General features: G+C 56.5%; 16 protein-coding genes. 5 read left to right on the top strand and 11 right to left on the bottom strand.

Going from position 1 to position 16,617, the window contains the following annotated elements; genetic code table 11:
- From rffA to trxA, 11 genes are all read right to left on the bottom strand, one after another.
- Positions 1–1,131, bottom strand: coding sequence for a dTDP-4-amino-4,6-dideoxygalactose transaminase (gene rffA / locus HMPREF3142_RS24075; protein ID WP_012543244.1), 1,131 nt, complete (start codon positions 1,129–1,131; stop codon positions 1–3).
- 4 nt (positions 1,132–1,135) lie between these two features.
- A complete protein-coding gene (gene rffC / locus HMPREF3142_RS24070; protein ID WP_008807963.1) occupies positions 1,136–1,810 on the bottom strand; it encodes a dTDP-4-amino-4,6-dideoxy-D-galactose acyltransferase in 675 nt (224 codons plus the stop codon).
- Positions 1,788–2,669, bottom strand: a complete 882-nt coding sequence (rfbA, locus tag HMPREF3142_RS24065; RefSeq protein WP_002883307.1) for a glucose-1-phosphate thymidylyltransferase RfbA — start codon at positions 2,667–2,669, stop codon at positions 1,788–1,790. The genes rffC and rfbA overlap by 23 nt, the downstream gene beginning before the upstream one ends.
- Before the next feature lie 18 nt (positions 2,670–2,687).
- Positions 2,688–3,755: a dTDP-glucose 4,6-dehydratase gene (rffG, locus tag HMPREF3142_RS24060; RefSeq protein WP_070612795.1), complete on the bottom strand. Its 1,068-nt coding sequence runs from the start codon at positions 3,753–3,755 to the stop codon at positions 2,688–2,690.
- Positions 3,752–5,014 (bottom strand): UDP-N-acetyl-D-mannosamine dehydrogenase, encoded by a 1,263-nt coding sequence (wecC, locus tag HMPREF3142_RS24055; protein ID WP_008807965.1) that lies wholly within the window; start codon positions 5,012–5,014, stop codon positions 3,752–3,754. The genes rffG and wecC overlap by 4 nt, the downstream gene beginning before the upstream one ends.
- Positions 5,011–6,141, bottom strand: a complete 1,131-nt coding sequence (gene wecB / locus HMPREF3142_RS24050; RefSeq protein WP_008807966.1) for a non-hydrolyzing UDP-N-acetylglucosamine 2-epimerase — start codon at positions 6,139–6,141, stop codon at positions 5,011–5,013. Before wecB ends, wecC begins: the two co-directional genes overlap by 4 nt.
- A gap of 56 nt (positions 6,142–6,197) precedes the next feature.
- Complete coding sequence (gene wzzE, locus HMPREF3142_RS24045; protein WP_002883296.1) at positions 6,198–7,244, bottom strand: ECA polysaccharide chain length modulation protein; 1,047 nt, start codon at positions 7,242–7,244, stop codon at positions 6,198–6,200.
- 13 nt (positions 7,245–7,257) lie between these two features.
- Complete coding sequence (gene wecA, locus HMPREF3142_RS24040) at positions 7,258–8,361, bottom strand: UDP-N-acetylglucosamine--undecaprenyl-phosphate N-acetylglucosaminephosphotransferase (RefSeq protein WP_004886849.1); 1,104 nt, start codon at positions 8,359–8,361, stop codon at positions 7,258–7,260.
- A gap of 240 nt (positions 8,362–8,601) precedes the next feature.
- Entirely contained in the window at positions 8,602–9,861 is a 1,260-nt protein-coding gene (gene rho, locus HMPREF3142_RS24035) for a transcription termination factor Rho (protein WP_002883293.1), read from the bottom strand.
- A gap of 86 nt (positions 9,862–9,947) precedes the next feature.
- Entirely contained in the window at positions 9,948–10,049 is a 102-nt protein-coding gene (locus HMPREF3142_RS30250) for a rho operon leader peptide (RefSeq protein ID WP_049245627.1), read from the bottom strand.
- A 144-nt stretch (positions 10,050–10,193) separates the two neighbouring features.
- Positions 10,194–10,523 carry a thioredoxin TrxA gene (gene trxA, locus HMPREF3142_RS24030; protein WP_002883224.1) on the bottom strand — a complete coding sequence of 110 codons (330 nt, stop codon included), beginning with the start codon at positions 10,521–10,523 and terminating at the stop codon, positions 10,194–10,196.
- A 341-nt stretch (positions 10,524–10,864) separates the two neighbouring features.
- Here trxA and rhlB point away from each other — a divergent pair, with 341 nt between their 5' ends.
- The 5 genes from rhlB (at position 10,865) to HMPREF3142_RS24005 (ending at position 16,617) form a co-directional block, all read left to right on the top strand.
- Positions 10,865–12,130 carry an ATP-dependent RNA helicase RhlB gene (gene rhlB, locus HMPREF3142_RS24025; protein WP_070612794.1) on the top strand — a complete coding sequence of 422 codons (1,266 nt, stop codon included), beginning with the start codon at positions 10,865–10,867 and terminating at the stop codon, positions 12,128–12,130.
- Positions 12,131–12,248: 118 nt separating this feature from the next.
- Entirely contained in the window at positions 12,249–13,757 is a 1,509-nt protein-coding gene (gene gppA / locus HMPREF3142_RS24020; protein WP_176747630.1) for a guanosine-5'-triphosphate,3'-diphosphate diphosphatase, read from the top strand.
- 19 nt (positions 13,758–13,776) lie between these two features.
- Entirely contained in the window at positions 13,777–14,703 is a 927-nt protein-coding gene (locus HMPREF3142_RS24015; protein WP_032736939.1) for a LysR family transcriptional regulator, read from the top strand.
- Positions 14,704–14,833: 130 nt separating this feature from the next.
- Entirely contained in the window at positions 14,834–15,832 is a 999-nt protein-coding gene (locus HMPREF3142_RS24010; protein ID WP_008807971.1) for an amidohydrolase family protein, read from the top strand.
- A gap of 62 nt (positions 15,833–15,894) precedes the next feature.
- On the top strand, positions 15,895–16,617 hold the full coding sequence (locus HMPREF3142_RS24005; protein WP_012969205.1) for a DUF554 domain-containing protein: 723 nt from the start codon (positions 15,895–15,897) through the stop codon (positions 16,615–16,617).

Genomic DNA, 16,617 nt, shown 5'->3' with positions numbered 1-16,617 from the left:
TCAGGAGAAATAGCTCAGCAGCGAGTTAATCACCGTCCGCTGGTTCACCAGAGAGAGATTGTAAAACAGCGGCAGGCGCACCAGGCGCTCGCTCTCCTGGGTGGTGTAGCGGTCTTCACCGTGGAACTCGCCGAAGTGTTCTCCGGCCGGGCAGCTGTGCAACGGAATATAATGGAATACCGCGAGGATCTCCGCCTCTTTCAGCCAGGCGATCAGCCTGCTGCGATCCTCGATATCACGCAGCTTAATGTAGAACATGTGCGCATTTTGCCCACAGTCGGCCGGAACCGTCGGCAGTTCGATACGCCCCGCACGCGCCAGCGGCAGCAGCGCATCGTGATAGTTCTGCCACAGCGCCAGGCGCTGCTGGTTGATCCGCTCCGCCGCTTCCAGCTGCGCCCACAGATAGGCGGCCTGCAGGTCGGACATCAGATAGCTGGAGCCAATATCGCGCCAGGTATATTTATCCACCAGACCGCGAAAGAACTGGCTGCGGTTGGTACCTTTTTCACGAATGATCTCCGCGCGTTCCACCAGTGTGCGATCGTTGATAAGCGTCGCCCCGCCCTCACCGCCGGCGGTGTAGTTTTTGGTTTCATGGAAGCTGAAGCAGCCGATATGGCCGATGGTGCCCAGCGCACGCCCCTTATAGGTAGACATCACCCCCTGCGCGGCGTCTTCCACCACAAACAGGTTGTATTTGTCGGCAATGGCCATGATGGTGTCCATCTCGCAGGCTACGCCGGCATAGTGCACCGGGACAATCGCCCGGGTTTTATCGGTGATGGCGGCTTCGATAAGCGTTTCATCGATATTCATCGTATCGCGGCGGATATCAACGAAGACGATTTTCGCCCCACGCAGCACAAAGGCGTTGGCGGTAGAGACAAAGGTATAGCTGGGCATAATCACTTCGTCGCCCGGCTGGATATCCAGCAGCAGCGCGGCCATCTCCAGCGAAGCCGTGCAGGAAGGCGTCAGCAGCGCTTTTGCCGTGCCAAATCGCTGCTCCATCCACTGCTGGCAGCGGCGCGTAAAACCGCCGTCGCCGCACAGCTTGCCGCTGTTCATCGCAGACTGCATGTAATCAAGCTCGGTTCCAACCACCGGCGGCGCGTTAAATGGGATCATGGGGTCACCTGTATAGCCAGTAGGCGGTGCTTTCCACGTTAGCACCGCTGAGAATATAACGTTTAAGCGCGGCGGTGTTGCCCATCTGGGTCGCCACCCGCAGTGTAGAAAGTCCGCGCGAGGCAGCCCAGTGCTGCGCCGCCTGCATCAGTTGCGCCCCGGCGCCGCGCCCGGCCAGCAGGCCGATACGCGCCTCGGTCGCGTTGAGCTGGCGCAGAGAGACAAAGGCGCGAATATCGCCCTCAGGATGGCGGTAAATCAGGCACTGATGATCGAAGGTGCCGCGCACCGCATTTTCAATCCACTGGGCATAGAAGCGGCCGCTGGCATCGGCGGCGTACCAGGGCGCGCGAAAGCGGCTCATGGCAAAGGCCTGTGCCGCCAGCTCGCGCAGCGGCGCAATATCCGCTTCCACGGCGACGTCGGCGCCCGCATCAGCAGGGTTGCCCACCGGTAGCGCCAGATCAACTTCGCCTTCCACCAGCTGAAAACCCAGCTGCTGTAGCGCGTCCAGCCGGACGGTGTCGCTGGCGGCCACCTTCGCCTGCACCCGCGACCACCCCGCCAGCGCCTCAGGCGTCAGCCGCGGCGCACGTTCATCAAAGTGAACGATGGCGCTGTTAACGGCAAAGAAGCGGTTCTCCCACTCCAGGGGATCAATACTGGCGCGGACGGGCACGGAGCAGATCCAGCAGGTATTGGCCGTAGCCGGTTTTTTCCAGCCGCTTCGCGGCGCGTTTGACGCCATCATCGTCCAGCCAGCCGTTACGCCAGCCGATCTCTTCCAGACAGGCGATTTTAAAGCCCTGGCGCTTCTCGACGGTCTGCACGAACATGCTGGCCTCGATCAGGCTATCGTGCGTGCCGGTGTCCAGCCAGGCAAAACCGCGCCCGAGGAGCTCGACGGTCAATGCGCCATCCTCAAGGTACATCTGGTTGATGGAGGTGATTTCCAGCTCGCCGCGCTCGGACGGCTTGACCCGTTTGGCATACTCCGTCACCTTGCCATCGTAGAAATAGAGACCGGTGACCGCCCAGTTCGACTTCGGCTGCTTCGGCTTCTCTTCCAGTGACAGCGCGCGGAAGTTGTCATCAAACTCCACCACGCCAAAGCGCTCAGGATCCATCACCTGATAGCCAAAAATCGTCGCCCCTTCCGTGCGAGCAGCCACGCTGCGCAGCTTCGGGCTAAAGCTCTGGCCGAAGAAAATATTGTCGCCTAGCACCAGACATGCCGGTTCGCCGTTAAGAAAGGCTTCGCCGATGATAAACGCCTGGGCTAAACCATCCGGCGTCGGCTGTACGGCATAGTGCAGCGCAATGCCAAACTCTGAGCCATCGCCGAGCAGGCGCTGGAAATCACGTAGGTCGTCCGGCGTGGTGATGATCAGGATCTCACGTATCCCGGCCAGCATTAATACCGACAGCGGGTAGTAGATCATCGGCTTGTCGTAGATCGGCAACAACTGCTTCGATACGCCGCGGGTGATGGGATGCAGTCGCGTTCCGGAACCGCCCGCCAGAATAATACCTTTCATCATTCCCCCCAGAGATGATTAGCCTTGCAGCCCAAGACGCTCGCCCTGATAGCTTCCATCCTGAACCTGGCGCCACCAGCTCTCGTTCGCCAGATACCACGCCACGGTCTTACGCATACCGGAAGTAAAGGTCTCTGCCGGCGTCCAGCCCAGCTCGCGGGCAATCTTCGAGGCATCAATGGCATAGCGCAGATCGTGGCCCGGACGATCGGCTACGAAGGTGATCAGATCGTGATAGTGCGCCACGCTTTGCGGTTTATGCGGCGCCAGCTCTTCCAGCAGCTGACAAATGGTTTCCACCACCTCGATATTTTTACGTTCGTTATGACCGCCGATATTGTAAGTTTCGCCCGGTTCGCCGCGGGTCGCCACCAGATACAGCGCTCTGGCGTGATCTTCCACGTACAGCCAGTCGCGGATCTGCTGCCCATTGCCATACACCGGCAGCGGCTTGCCCGCCAGCGCATTGAGGATCGTCAGCGGGATCAGCTTCTCGGGGAAGTGATACGGGCCGTAGTTATTGGAGCAATTGGTGATAAGCGTCGGCAGGCCATAGGTCCGCAGCCAGGCGCGCACCAGGTGGTCGCTGCTGGCTTTCGAGGCCGAATAGGGGCTGCTTGGCGCATAGGGCGTGGTCTCGGTAAAGAAATCCTCGCTGCCGTGCAGATCGCCATACACTTCGTCGGTCGAGATATGGTGAAAACGGAACGCCGATTTTTTCTCCGTGGCCAGGGTATTCCACCAGCTGCGGGCCGCCTCCAGTAGCGTATAGGTGCCTACGATATTGGTTTCGATAAACGCCGCCGGGCCGTCAATCGAACGATCGACGTGGCTTTCCGCCGCCAGGTGCATCACCGTATCGGGTTGATGCTGACGGAAAATACGGTCCAGCTCGCCGCGGTCGCAGATATCCACCTGTTCAAAGGCGAAACGCGCATCCTGCGCCACTGGCGCCAGCGACATTAAATTGCCGGCATAGGTCAGTTTATCCACCACCACTACGCGATCGGCGGTGTGCTGGATAATCTCCCGCACCCCCGCCGAACCAATAAAGCCCGCGCCGCCGGTGACCAGAATGGTTCTCACCGCCACACTCCTTTGGTGTCGATGATATACGCCTGGGTGACGCTATCGCCGCTAACGGCTTTGAATTCATTATGATCGACCAGCATCACCAGCACATCGGCGCTGGCCAGCGCCGCATCGAGGGTCGCCAGCGTACACAGTCCATCGAGTTTCTTCGGCAGCGCGTGAATGTTGGGCTCAACCACCTGCGTCGTGCCGCTGTGCCAGCGGGCAATCTGCGCGGCAATTTCCATCGCCGGGCTTTCGCGCAGGTCGTCAATATTCGGTTTAAAAGCGAGGCCAAAACAGGCGATCGTCAGTTCGCTGGCCCGTTTGTTGGTGGCATTCAGGCAGTCCGCGACCTGCGCTTTCACCTGTTCGATAACCCATTCCGGCTTATGGTCGTTGACCTCGCGAGCGGTGCGGATCAGACGCGCCTGCTGCGGGTTTTGCGCCACGATAAACCACGGGTCGACGGCGATGCAGTGGCCGCCGACGCCCGGGCCCGGCTGCAGGATATTGACGCGCGGATGGCGGTTTGCCAGGCGGATCAGCTCCCAGACGTTAATGCCCTGGTCGGCGCAAATCAGCGACAGTTCGTTGGCAAAGGCGATGTTGACGTCGCGGAAGCTGTTTTCCGTCAGCTTACACATCTCGGCGGTGCGCGAGTTGGTCACCACGCATTCGCCTTCGAGGAAGATTTTATACAGCTCGCTGGCGCGCGCCGAGCAGACCGGCGACATGCCGCCGATAACGCGATCGTTTTTAATCAGCTCGACCATCACCTGACCGGGCAATACCCGCTCCGGGCAGTAGGCGATATTCACGTCAGCGGCGTCGCCCGCCTGCTGAGGGAAGCTGAGATCCGGGCGCATCTCCGCCAGCCAGCCGGCCATCTGCTCAGTCGAACCCACCGGCGAGGTGGACTCCAGGATCACCAGTGACCCTTTCTTTAACGTCGGCGCAATGGATTTAGCGGCCGACTCGACAAACACCATATCCGGCTCGTGGCGATCTTTAAACGGCGTCGGCACGGCAATCAGGTAGGCATCCGCCTCCACCGGGGTGGTGGTGGCGCTTAAATAACCCTGTTCGACCGCGGTCTTCACCACGCTCGCCAGATCCGGCTCCACGATATGAATCTCTCCACGGTTAATGGTCTCCACGGCATGTTGATTAACATCAACGCCGACCACCCGCTTCTGCCGGGAGGCGAACGCGGCAGCGGTTGGCAGCCCGATATAGCCAAGGCCAATCACTGAAATGGTAGAAAAACTCATAACGTTACCTGATTATTTTTAAGTGCAGACAAAATTCGACGACATGCTTCACCATCGCCATAGGGATTATGCGCGCGGCTCATCGCCTGGTATGCGGCATCATCCTGCAGCAGTCGCGTGACTTCCGCCACGATGCGCTGGCTGTCGGTGCCGACCAGGCACACGGTGCCAGCGGCCACCGCTTCCGGACGTTCGGTCATATCGCGCATGACCAGTACCGGTTTCCCGAGAGAAGGGGCCTCTTCCTGAATGCCGCCGGAATCGGTCAGGATCAGCCAGGCCCGATCCATCAGCCAGACGAACGGCAGGTAGTCCTGCGGTTCAATCAACATCACATTGTCAATATGACCGAGAATACGATTCACCGGCTCGCTGACGTTAGGATTCAGGTGAACCGGATAGACAATCTGCACCTCAGGGTGGGTATGGGCTATCTCCGCCAGCGCCTGGCAGATCTGTTCAAAGCCGAGCCCAAAGCTTTCCCGCCGGTGGCCGGTAACCAGAATCATCTTTTTACCGTGGCTAATGAAAGGATAGCGCTGCAGCAGGGTCTCCCGTAGCGCTTCATCACCCAGAACCCGATCCCGCACCCAGAACAGGGCGTCAATGACCGTATTCCCGGTGACCGTGATGCGACTGTCGGCAATATTTTCCCGTAGCAGGTTCTGCCGCGAGGTTTCCGTGGGGGCGAAATGGTATGTCGCCAGATGGCCGGTCAACGTACGGTTGCCTTCTTCCGGCCACGGCGAACTTAAATCGCCAGTGCGCAGGCCGGCCTCTACGTGGCCCACCGGTATCCGCTGATAAAACGCCGCCAGGCTCGCCGCCATGGTGGTCGTGGTATCGCCATGCACCAGCACCACGTCGGGTTTAAACGACTCCAGAACCGGCTTCAGCCCCTCAAGGATGCGACAGGTGATCTCGGTCAGCCCCTGCCCCGGCTTCATGATGTTGAGATCGTAGTCCGGGACAATAGAGAAAAGTTTCAACACCTGATCGAGCATCTCCCGATGCTGCGCGGTCACGCATACTTTCGCCTCAAAATGAGGATCCTTTGCCAGCGCATGGACCAGAGGCGCCATCTTGATGGCTTCCGGCCTCGTGCCAAATACAGTTAGTACTTTCACATCGATTCTCTTCGATTAGGCGATGAAGGTCATCTGCCCTTCACCACAGGCCGCAATCACAGGACACGACGACGTGATAACGCCACGCCTGCGCCGATGAGCGCACCCACAATCCCCCACATCACCATCAGAAATACACGGCGCGGGCTATCGCGTTTTACAGGTTCTTCCGGCGTCCGCAAATACCGGTAAGTCTGAAAACGCGGATCTAACGTTGGACCGACGTTCAACGTGCTCAGCATGGCGCGGTTCTGGTCGTAATCGAGGTCATATTCCGGCCCGACGGCCTGCAGGTTTTCCAGCCTGGCCTGCAGCATCGGCCTGCCCAATAAAAATAGCTCTGAATCCGGCAACTGATCGGCAGGAACATCCGTTTCGCTGCGTGAAATATTGTGCTGCTGGGCCACCTTCAGCGCCTGCTCCACGCTGTGCGTCCGACGGTTGAAGATGGCCTCGGCCACCTCTTCCTGGCGCTTCACCTGCGCTTTCATTTGCACGGTCCGCGCCGCCCAGGCGCCTTTGAGTTCGTCATTAAGATGGCCTGCCGCCCGCTGGCTGGCGAAAGCCACATACTGGCGCAACAGATTATTGGCATCCTGCCCGGTCTCGGCGGTCAGTTTGACGCTGTCGTTAATGCTCTTGGCCGCATCGCCTGGCATAAACTGGATATTGTTAATCAGGTCATCCAGCATCGCCGCATCCGCGCGGGCATTACCCGACTGACGCTGCTTGTAGTAGTCCGTTTGTAGCCAGAAATCGCGCCGGGTATCCCAGGAGGCCAGCTGCATGATGAACTCTTTATACGCTTCATCCATGGCGGAAGGCTGATCGACCGAGGCAAGGTCGGCTTTAATGTCCAGATTGCGTAAGAACTGCTGCTGGGAATAGTACCCCCCCAACATATTGACAGTAGGCCGATCGGTGATCGCCGTGGCGCTCCACTCCTGGCGAGCAAAAAAGGTATATACCAGCACGATGGCGGCGAAGAGTACGGCGCCGCCGACTATCCAGCCTTTTCCTGCCCATAAAGCGCGAAACAGCCCGCGAATATCCAGCTCGTTCTCAACGTTCACTGCTTGTGCTCCCGGTAATGGTTGAGTCATCACATCCCCAGCTTTACTTGGTTAGTTTCGGATTATTGCCGCTGTGTCGCCGAATTCTGCGTCTGATGCGCTTAACCAGGCGCGCCACTTTCCAGGCGCGCTTAATACAGTAGCCATAAAGGAAGAAGGCTACCAAAAAGAGAATTAACATCACCCATTCCGGCACAATGCGGGTGTATTCCGCCGCGACGCCAACCAGCGCCAGCAGGGCGGCGGCCAGGGTAATCAGGACGAACGCCTGACGGGAAGTAAAGCCGGCGCGCATGATCAAATGATGAATATGCTGACGGTCCGGAGAGAAAGGACTCATGCCTTTGCGCAGGCGGCGATACATAATCGCCACCATGTCCATCAACGGGATAGCGATAATCCACAGCGCGGTAACCGGGCTAATGGGATGTGTTTTACCTTGCGTGGTTTCCAGCAGGATCCAGATAATGGTGAAGCCAATCATCGTGCTGCCGGCGTCACCCATAAAGACTTTATAGCGGCGGCCGAGGGCGCCAAGATTGAGAAGAATATAGGGCAGAATGGCGGCGATCATCGCGAAGCACCACATCGCCAGGCTGTACTGACCATCAAACCAGAGGATGATCCCAGTCGCCGCAAAGGAGACCGATGACAGACCGCCGAGCAGGCCGTCGATCCCGTCGACCATGTTAAACGCATTGATGGCGGCCCACACGGCAAACAGCGTCAGGAAGAAGCCGAAAGGCCCCAGCACCAGCTCCCACGAGCCAAAAATAAAGCCGAGACTACTCAGATGCAGATTCCCTGCCATCATCATAATCACGGCGATCGCAGCCTGTATGACTGCGCGAATTTTCACGCTGATATCGAAGCGATCGTCAAGCGCGCCAACCAGCACCAATACCCCCGCGCAGGCCAGATACAGCGAGGCGTGAGGAATATAATAATCGGCGATGGCGAAAGTAAAACAGATGCCTGCATAAACTGAGATACCACCGACCAACGGAATCAACCCCTGATGCCGTTTGCGATAGTTTGGTTTATCCACCAACCCGATCTTTTTTGCCACTTTCCGCGCGACAAAAATAAAGAGGGTCGTGAATAAGAAAATACTGATTAATTCAGTAATAGCAGTGAGTAAATTCACAACGCATGTGCTCTCAGCATAGTTAATCCGGGAAGTATAGCGATGATGCCCCAACTCCAGAAGGGGAAAAGCAGAACATTACAAATTTATTGTATAGATTTTAGTCTGTTAAAGCTGTCTCCGCCTGCTATCCGGCGCCATTATACGACAACTTTCGTCCCGCTTTCTCTGTCTCTGGATCATACAAACCCAAAAATGAAAACGCCACGCAAAGGCGTGGCGTTTTTGGCTTTTTTTACCTTACGAGCGCTTCATCATATCGAAAAAGTCATCATTCGTCTTGGTCATCGCCAGCTTGTTAATGAGGAATTCCATTGCATCGATCTCACCCATCGGATGAATAATTTTGCGCAGGATCCACATTTTCTGCAGCTCTTCCTGAGTGGTGAGCAGTTCTTCTTTACGGGTACCGGAACGGTTGTAATCGATAGCCGGGAAGACGCGTTTTTCGGCAATCTTACGAGAGAGGTGCAGCTCCATGTTACCGGTGCCTTTAAACTCTTCGTAGATCACTTCGTCCATTTTGGAGCCGGTGTCGATCAGCGCCGTGGCGATGATGGTCAGGCTGCCGCCCTCTTCGACGTTACGTGCCGCACCGAAGAAACGCTTCGGACGGTGCAGGGCGTTGGCGTCCACACCACCTGTCAGGACTTTACCAGAAGCCGGTACCACGGTGTTGTAGGCTCGCGCCAGACGAGTAATGGAGTCGAGCAGGATGATAACGTCTTTCTTGTGTTCAACCAGACGTTTTGCTTTCTCGATAACCATCTCGGCAACCTGCACGTGGCGGGATGCCGGCTCGTCAAAGGTGGAAGCAACCACTTCACCTTTCACCAGACGCTGCATCTCGGTCACTTCTTCCGGACGTTCGTCGATCAGCAGCACCATCAGCACGCAGTCCGGGTGGTTGTAAGCGATGCTCTGCGCGATGTTCTGCAGCAGCATCGTTTTACCGGCTTTCGGCGGCGCGACGATCAGACCACGCTGGCCGCGGCCAATCGGGGAGGCCAGATCCAGTACGCGAGCGGTTAAGTCTTCGGTAGAACCGTTACCACGTTCCATACGCAGGCGAGAATTCGCGTGCAGCGGCGTTAAGTTCTCGAACAGGATCTTGTTACGCGCGTTTTCCGGCTTGTCGTAGTTAACTTCGTTAACTTTCAACAGTGCAAAGTAACGCTCACCCTCTTTCGGAGGACGAATCTTACCGGAAATGGTGTCACCAGTGCGAAGGTTGAAACGGCGGATTTGGCTGGGGGATACGTAGATGTCGTCAGGGCCGGCGAGGTAGGAGCTGTCTGCGGAGCGGAGGAATCCAAATCCATCCTGCAGTATCTCCAGTACGCCGTCGCCAAAGATATCTTCGCCACTCTTCGAATGCTGCTTGAGGATGGCAAAAATAATATCCTGCTTACGCATACGAGCCAGGTTTTCCAGCCCCATATTTTCGCCGAGAGTAATCAGCTCAGAAACCGGCGTATTCTTTAATTCGGTAAGATTCATAGTGGTGTGGGTTCTTAAACTCGGGGTAAATCTCGAACTTAATGTTGTGAATGGTATGGCAGGAACATCCATGCCTGTTAGCGGCTTCATCTCGTGTCTGTACGTTGCCTGGTCACAGGAAAGAACGCAGAACTGAAACGACAAGACGGAATGAGTGATAAGCCCGGAATTATTAGCCTCACGCGCATCGTCTGCGGGACGCTTTGGGTAAAACAAGATTCAAACAATAGGTATGTTTAAAACGAAGTCTGTGGATTAACTTAGCACGACTCCTGCCGGGCGTCCAGAGTTCCGCAAAAAATAGGAATCTGGACGCCGGACCAGCAATTCGCTTACGCCAGGTTGGCGTCGAGGAACTCTTTCAGCTGACCCTTGGACAGTGCGCCAACTTTAGTGGCCGCCACTTCGCCGTTTTTGAACAGCAGCAGGGTTGGGATACCGCGAATGCCGTATTTCGGCGCGGTGCCCGGGTTCTGGTCGATGTTCAGCTTAGCTACGGTCAGTTTGCCCTGATACTCTTCAGCGATCTCATCCAGAATCGGGGCGATCATTTTGCACGGACCACACCACTCTGCCCAGAAATCGACGAGGGTCAGCCCGTCAGCCTTGAGTACGTCCGTGTCAAAACTGTCGTCAGTCAGGTGAATAATTTTATCGCTCATATTTAACTCCACAGGAATAAGCCTGGTGTGTTGGTGTCGTAGCCATCAACGACGTGCTGCGGCTACGTTATGCACGCTATTCTTCAGGATACCTCAATTCTCTGGGCTGCCAACTGGCGCAATCCATCATGGACTCGCCTGTTGACGCCAGGGTGCCCGAACGCGAACTGCATGCTGCAGATTTATCGCTCCCGACTCGCTTAGTAGTCTAAGCTATCCTGGATTCGTTCAGTTACCGTAGACGTACCTTGAATAATTTCGTACACCGCCAACGAAAGGTTGACGTTATTTCACCGGATACGCTTTCTTAATGCAATAGTTAGCTGATATTCTACCACACTATGAGCAAAACACATTTAACAGAACAGAAGTTTTCCGACTTCGCCCTGCACCCGGCAGTCATTGAAGCCCTTGAAAAGAAAGGGTTTCATAATTGCACACCCATTCAGGCCCTCGCCCTTCCGCTGACGCTGGAAGGCCGCGATGTCGCCGGGCAGGCGCAAACCGGTACCGGTAAAACGATGGCGTTCCTGACGTCAACGTTTCATTATCTTCTCTCTCACCCGGCTATCGCCGATCGCCAGGTTAACCAACCGCGCGCGCTAATTATGGCACCAACGCGTGAACTGGCGGTACAGATCCACGCGGATGCTGAACCGCTGGCGCAGGCCACCGGTCTGAAGCTGGGTCTGGCTTACGGCGGCGACGGCTACGACAAGCAGCTGAAAGTGCTGGAAAGCGGTGTCGATATTCTGATCGGTACCACTGGTCGTCTGATCGATTACGCGAAACAGAACCACATTAACCTCGGCGCCATTCAGGTCGTCGTACTGGACGAAGCCGATCGCATGTACGATCTCGGCTTTATTAAAGATATCCGTTGGTTGTTCCGCCGCATGCCGCCGGCGACGCAGCGCCTGAACATGCTGTTCTCCGCGACTCTTTCTTATCGCGTTCGCGAACTGGCGTTCGAGCAGATGAACAACGCCGAATATGTCGAAGTGGAACCGGAACAGAAAACGGGCCACCGTATTAAAGAAGAGCTGTTCTACCCTTCCAACGAAGAAAAAATGCGCCTGCTGCAGACGCTGCTGGAAGAAGAGTGGCCCGATCGTGCCATCATCTTCGCCAACACCAAGCACCGTTGTGAAGATATCTGGGGTCATCTCGCCGCTGACGGCCATCGTGTAGGTCTGCTGACCGGCGACGTGGCGCAGAAAAAGCGTCTGCGTATTCTCGACGAATTTACTCGTGGCGATCTCGATATTCTGGTCGCAACTGACGTTGCTGCGCGCGGCTTACATATTCCGGCCGTGACCCACGTCTTTAACTACGATCTGCCGGACGACTGCGAAGATTACGTTCACCGCATCGGCCGCACCGGCCGCGCTGGCGCCAGCGGCAACTCTATCAGCCTCGCCTGCGAAGAGTACGCGCTGAACCTGCCGGCAATCGAAACCTATATTGGTCACTCGATCCCGGTCAGTAAGTACAACTCGGACGCGCTAATGACCGATCTGCCTAAGCCGCTGCGTCTGACCCGTGCGCGCCCAGGCAACGGCCCGCGCCGCAACGGTCCACCGCGCAATCGTCGTCGTTCAGGTTAAGAAATCTATGCCATACGCTCAATCATTCAGAATCAGCCAGGGCGACCTTCCTCTGGCAACCCGCTCAGTGATGTGGACCGGGCCTAAGCGCTCCGCCAACCAGGGAGCCTTCTGAACGATGAAGAGTATGAGCTCCACCTCGCTGTATGCCGCCATTGATTTGGGTTCCAACAGTTTCCATATGTTGGTGGTGCGCGAGGTGGCGGGCAGCATCCAGACGCTGAGCCGTATTAAGCGTAAGGTTCGTCTGGCCGCCGGTCGGAATAGCGACAACACGCTCTCCGCGGAAGCGATGGAGCGCGGCTGGCAGTGCTTACGCCTGTTTGCCGAACGCCTGCAGGATATTCCGCCGACGCAAATCCGCGTCGTGGCCACCGCCACGCTACGTCTTGCCGTCAATGCAGAGGAGTTTCTGGCGAAAGCGCAAGAGATCCTCGGCACGCCAGTGCAGGTGATCAGCGGCGAAGAAGAAGCGCGCCTGATTTACCAGGGTGTCGCCCACACCACCGGCGGCGCCGATCAGCGTCTGGTGGTCGATATCGGCGGCGCCAGCACCGAGCTGGTGACCGGCACCGGCGCGCAAACGACCTCGCTGTTCAGTCTGTCGATGGGCTGTGTGACCTGGCTTGAACGCTATTTTGCCGACCGTAGCCTGACGAAAGAGAATTTCGATCTCGCCGAAGCGGCCGCGCGCGAGGTGTTATTACCCATCGCCGATGTGCTGCGCTATCACGGATGGAAAGTGTGCGTCGGCGCTTCCGGCACCGTTCAGGCGCTGCAGGAAATTATGATGGCGCAGGGGATGGATGAACGCATCACCCTCGCCAAACTCCAGCAGCTTAAACAGCGCGCCATCCAGTGCGGACGTCTGGAAGAGCTGGAGATCGAAGGCTTAACCCTTGAGCGGGCGCTGGTGTTCCCGAGCGGGCTGGCGATCCTGATCGCTATCTTCAGCGAACTGAATATTCAGTGTATGACCCTGGCAGGCGGCGCGTTACGCGAAGGTCTGGTGTACGGCATGCTGCATCTCTCTGTCGAACAGGACATCCGCAGCCGCACCCTGCGCAATATTCAGCGCCGTTTTATGATCGACACCGAGCAGGCCCAGCGCGTCGCCAGTCTGGCCAGCCATCTGCTCAGTCAGCTGGATGGCAGCTGGGAGCTGGACCCGCTGAGCCGCGATTTACTCCTCAGCGCCTGCTCGCTGCATGAAATTGGGCTGAGTGTGGATTTCAAGCGCGCGCCGCAGCACGCGGCTTATCTGGTCAATAACCTCGACCTGCCCGGCTTTACCCCGGCGCAGAAGAAGTTGATTGCCACGCTGCTCCTGAATCAGACCAACGCCATCGACCTGTCTTCGCTTCATCAGCAGAATGCGGTCCCGCCGCGAGTGGCCGAACATCTGTGTCGCCTGCTGCGACTGGCGATCCTGTTTGCCAGCCGGCGGCGCGACGATTTGTTGCCGGCCATTCAGTTGGCCGCTCACGACGATCAGTTAACGCTGACGCTGCCGGAGAACTGGCTGGCTGAACATCCGCTTGGCCGGGAAATGGTCGATCAGGAGTGTCAATGGCAAAGCTACGTCCACTGGACGCTACGGGTCACCAGCGGCGATACGCCAAGATAATATCCAGCCAGGAGGGCGGATGCGGGAAGAACTGGATTTCAAATCGCTACGCTTTTTCTCCGCGCTCTACCGGCTAGGCAATGTCTCCCCGGCGGCTGACGCGCTGAATATCAGCCAACCCACCGGCAGCCTTTTGCTGAAAAAACTACGGGATCATTTTGCTGACCCGTTGTTTGTCCGGGTGGGACAGCGGATGATGCCGACGCCGCGAGCGGACGCGATCGCCCCGACTGTATTTACCCTTCTCCAGCTTGCCGATAACGATTTAGCCGTCAAACCTGAATTTCTTCCCCAGCAGAGCCAGCGTAACTTCACGATTGGAATGACCGATATCAGTCAAATGACGCTGTTGCCTTTGCTGCAAATTGCGCTCCAGCAGCAGGCGGCGGACGGGATCACCTTTACGGTACAGAATCTGGATGAGCAGACCCTCAACGCCCTCGAATCCGGGAAGTGTGATCTCGCGATCGGCTACCTGACGCAGCTTCCGGATAGCGTCTACCAGCAGCATCTCTTCGATCAATCGTATGTCTGCCTGGCGGCGGAAAATCATCCACGTATTCGAACCCAGCTTCGTGCCGAAGACTGGCGGCAGGAAAAGCATCTGGCGATCCGCGTGGAGGGGACTGCCCACGGCGATATGGATAAGCGGCTTGATGAGCACAGTATGCCCCGGCGGATCGCGCTGACATTACCGAGCTTTTTAGGTACCGGCGAGCTGGTGGCCGAAAGCGATATGATTGCCGTCGTCCCGGAACAGGTGGCGCGGCATATCACCCGCCGCTATCCCTGCCGCAGCTGGCCGCTACCTTTTCCTCTCGCCAGGATCGCCATCCGTCAGGTCTGGCATCAGCGGCTGCACCGCGATCCCGGGCATATCTGGCTACGTTCGCTGATCGCCGCACTTGCCGATCCCGCTCAGCAGAGCGGATCTATTACGATCTAAACCGCGAAATATACCGCTGTATTAGTTTTACTGATAATCCCTATTACGTTTGGTTTATTGCTGGCAATACGAGAAAGCTTTTATTCTCATTGCATCGAGCCATACTGACAAATATCGCAAGGAATATATCATGCGCGGAAAAATCGCTTTAGAAGAACACGTCTCCACTCCTGAAAATAACCGTCTGTGGGATTCAACCGGTGAAGCCGGCCGTAACGGTACAGAATATATGAAAGACGTTGAACGTCGCCTGCTGGATCGCAGTATTCAGCTGGAAGAAATGGCGCAGCGTCATATTGACCACGTCATTCTTTCTCTAACTTCACCTGGCGCGCAATCTATTTTAGATAAAGCCAAAGCGGTCTCTTTTGCTCGTGATACTAACGATTTTATCGTCGAGAATTATGTGAAGCCAAATCCGGATAAATTTAGCGCTTTCGCCACCCTGGCCTTGCAAAACCCGGAAGCCGCGGCGGAAGAGCTGGAGCGCGCCGTGAAGAAACTAGGCATGAAAGGCGCGCTGATCAACGGCTATACCAACGTTAAAGATAGCGAGCATGGCCTGTATCTTGATGACGAATCGATGCTGGTTTTCTGGGATAAGGTCAACGAGCTGAACGTACCGGTGTACCTGCATCCTCGCGAACCGCTGGAAGGTCCTGCGCGCGGCATCTACACCGGTTACGAAAGCCTGATCGGCTCCGCGTGGGGCTTTGCGCAGGAAACGGCAGTGCATGCTATCCGTCTGATGATGAGTGGTTTGTTCGATCGTTATCCTAACCTCAATCTGGTACTGGGCCACCTCGGCGAAGGGCTGGTTCATATGCTGCCGCGCACTCAGCACCGCCTCTATCGTCAGCGTTTCGGCTGCGGTCTGGGTAAAGCGGAAAAACCGTTAATGCACTACCTGCAGAATAACTTCATTGTTACCACCAGCGGCCATTTTAATACCCATTCGCTGAATAATGCCATTGAAGTCATGGGCGCCGATCGTGTGATGTTCTCTGTCGATTATCCGTATGAAGATATTCATCAGGCTTGTGACTGGTTTGATCCGTTAGAACTTGAAGCGGGCCTGAAAGATAAAATTGCCTGGGGCAATGCCAGCCGCGTCTTTAACATTCAATAATATTAAAGACAGACTTCAGGGCCTGAATATTCAGGCCCTTTTTTTATTAGGGAGAATAAATGATGGCAATAGGTATATTTGTCTGTAGCGGCTCGCTTCTCGTCGGTGCACTGGCCGGCGCCTCGCTGAATCGCTTTATTCCGGAACACTTCAAGAAAACCTTGCCGCTGATTGCCGGTCTGATCTCCATCAGCATGGGCATCCACTTTGTCAATAAATTGCATAATCTGCCACCCATTGCCCTGGCCATTATTGTCGGCACGATTATCGGCGGTCTGCTGAATATTGAAAAATGGATTGAGCGGGCCGGGACAACGCTACGCACGCCCATTGAGCGCATTTTCCCGGCGCAGGCCAGCGCCAGCGTGAGTGCGGAAGATTTTATGAATCAGTTTATCGCCGTGCTGATCCTCTTCTGCGCCAGCGGCACCGGCATCTTCGGTGCTTTAACCGAAGGGATGACCGGCGACCCAACCATTCTGCTGACCAAGTCGATACTCGACTTTTTCACTGCCGCGATTTTCGCCTCTACGCTGGGGTATATCATCACCGTGATCTTTATTCCCCAGCTGATTGTCTTCATTATCCTGTTTTTCGCGGCAACCTTTATCATGGCGCTGATCAATCCGGCGATGATCGCCGACTTCACCGCCTGTGGCGGCATCATTATGCTGGCGACTGGTTTTCGTCTGTGCGGGATCCGCGCCTTCCCCACCGCCAATATGCTGCCCTCACTGCTGCTGGTAATGCCCTTCTCCGCCGCCTGGCAGCAGTTTGTCGCCTGA

The sequence above is a fragment of the Klebsiella sp. HMSC16C06 genome (assembly GCF_001808325.1).
In the GTDB taxonomy this organism is placed as follows: domain Bacteria; phylum Pseudomonadota; class Gammaproteobacteria; order Enterobacterales; family Enterobacteriaceae; genus Klebsiella; species Klebsiella variicola.
This window is presented reverse-complemented; position numbering and strand designations above follow the sequence as displayed.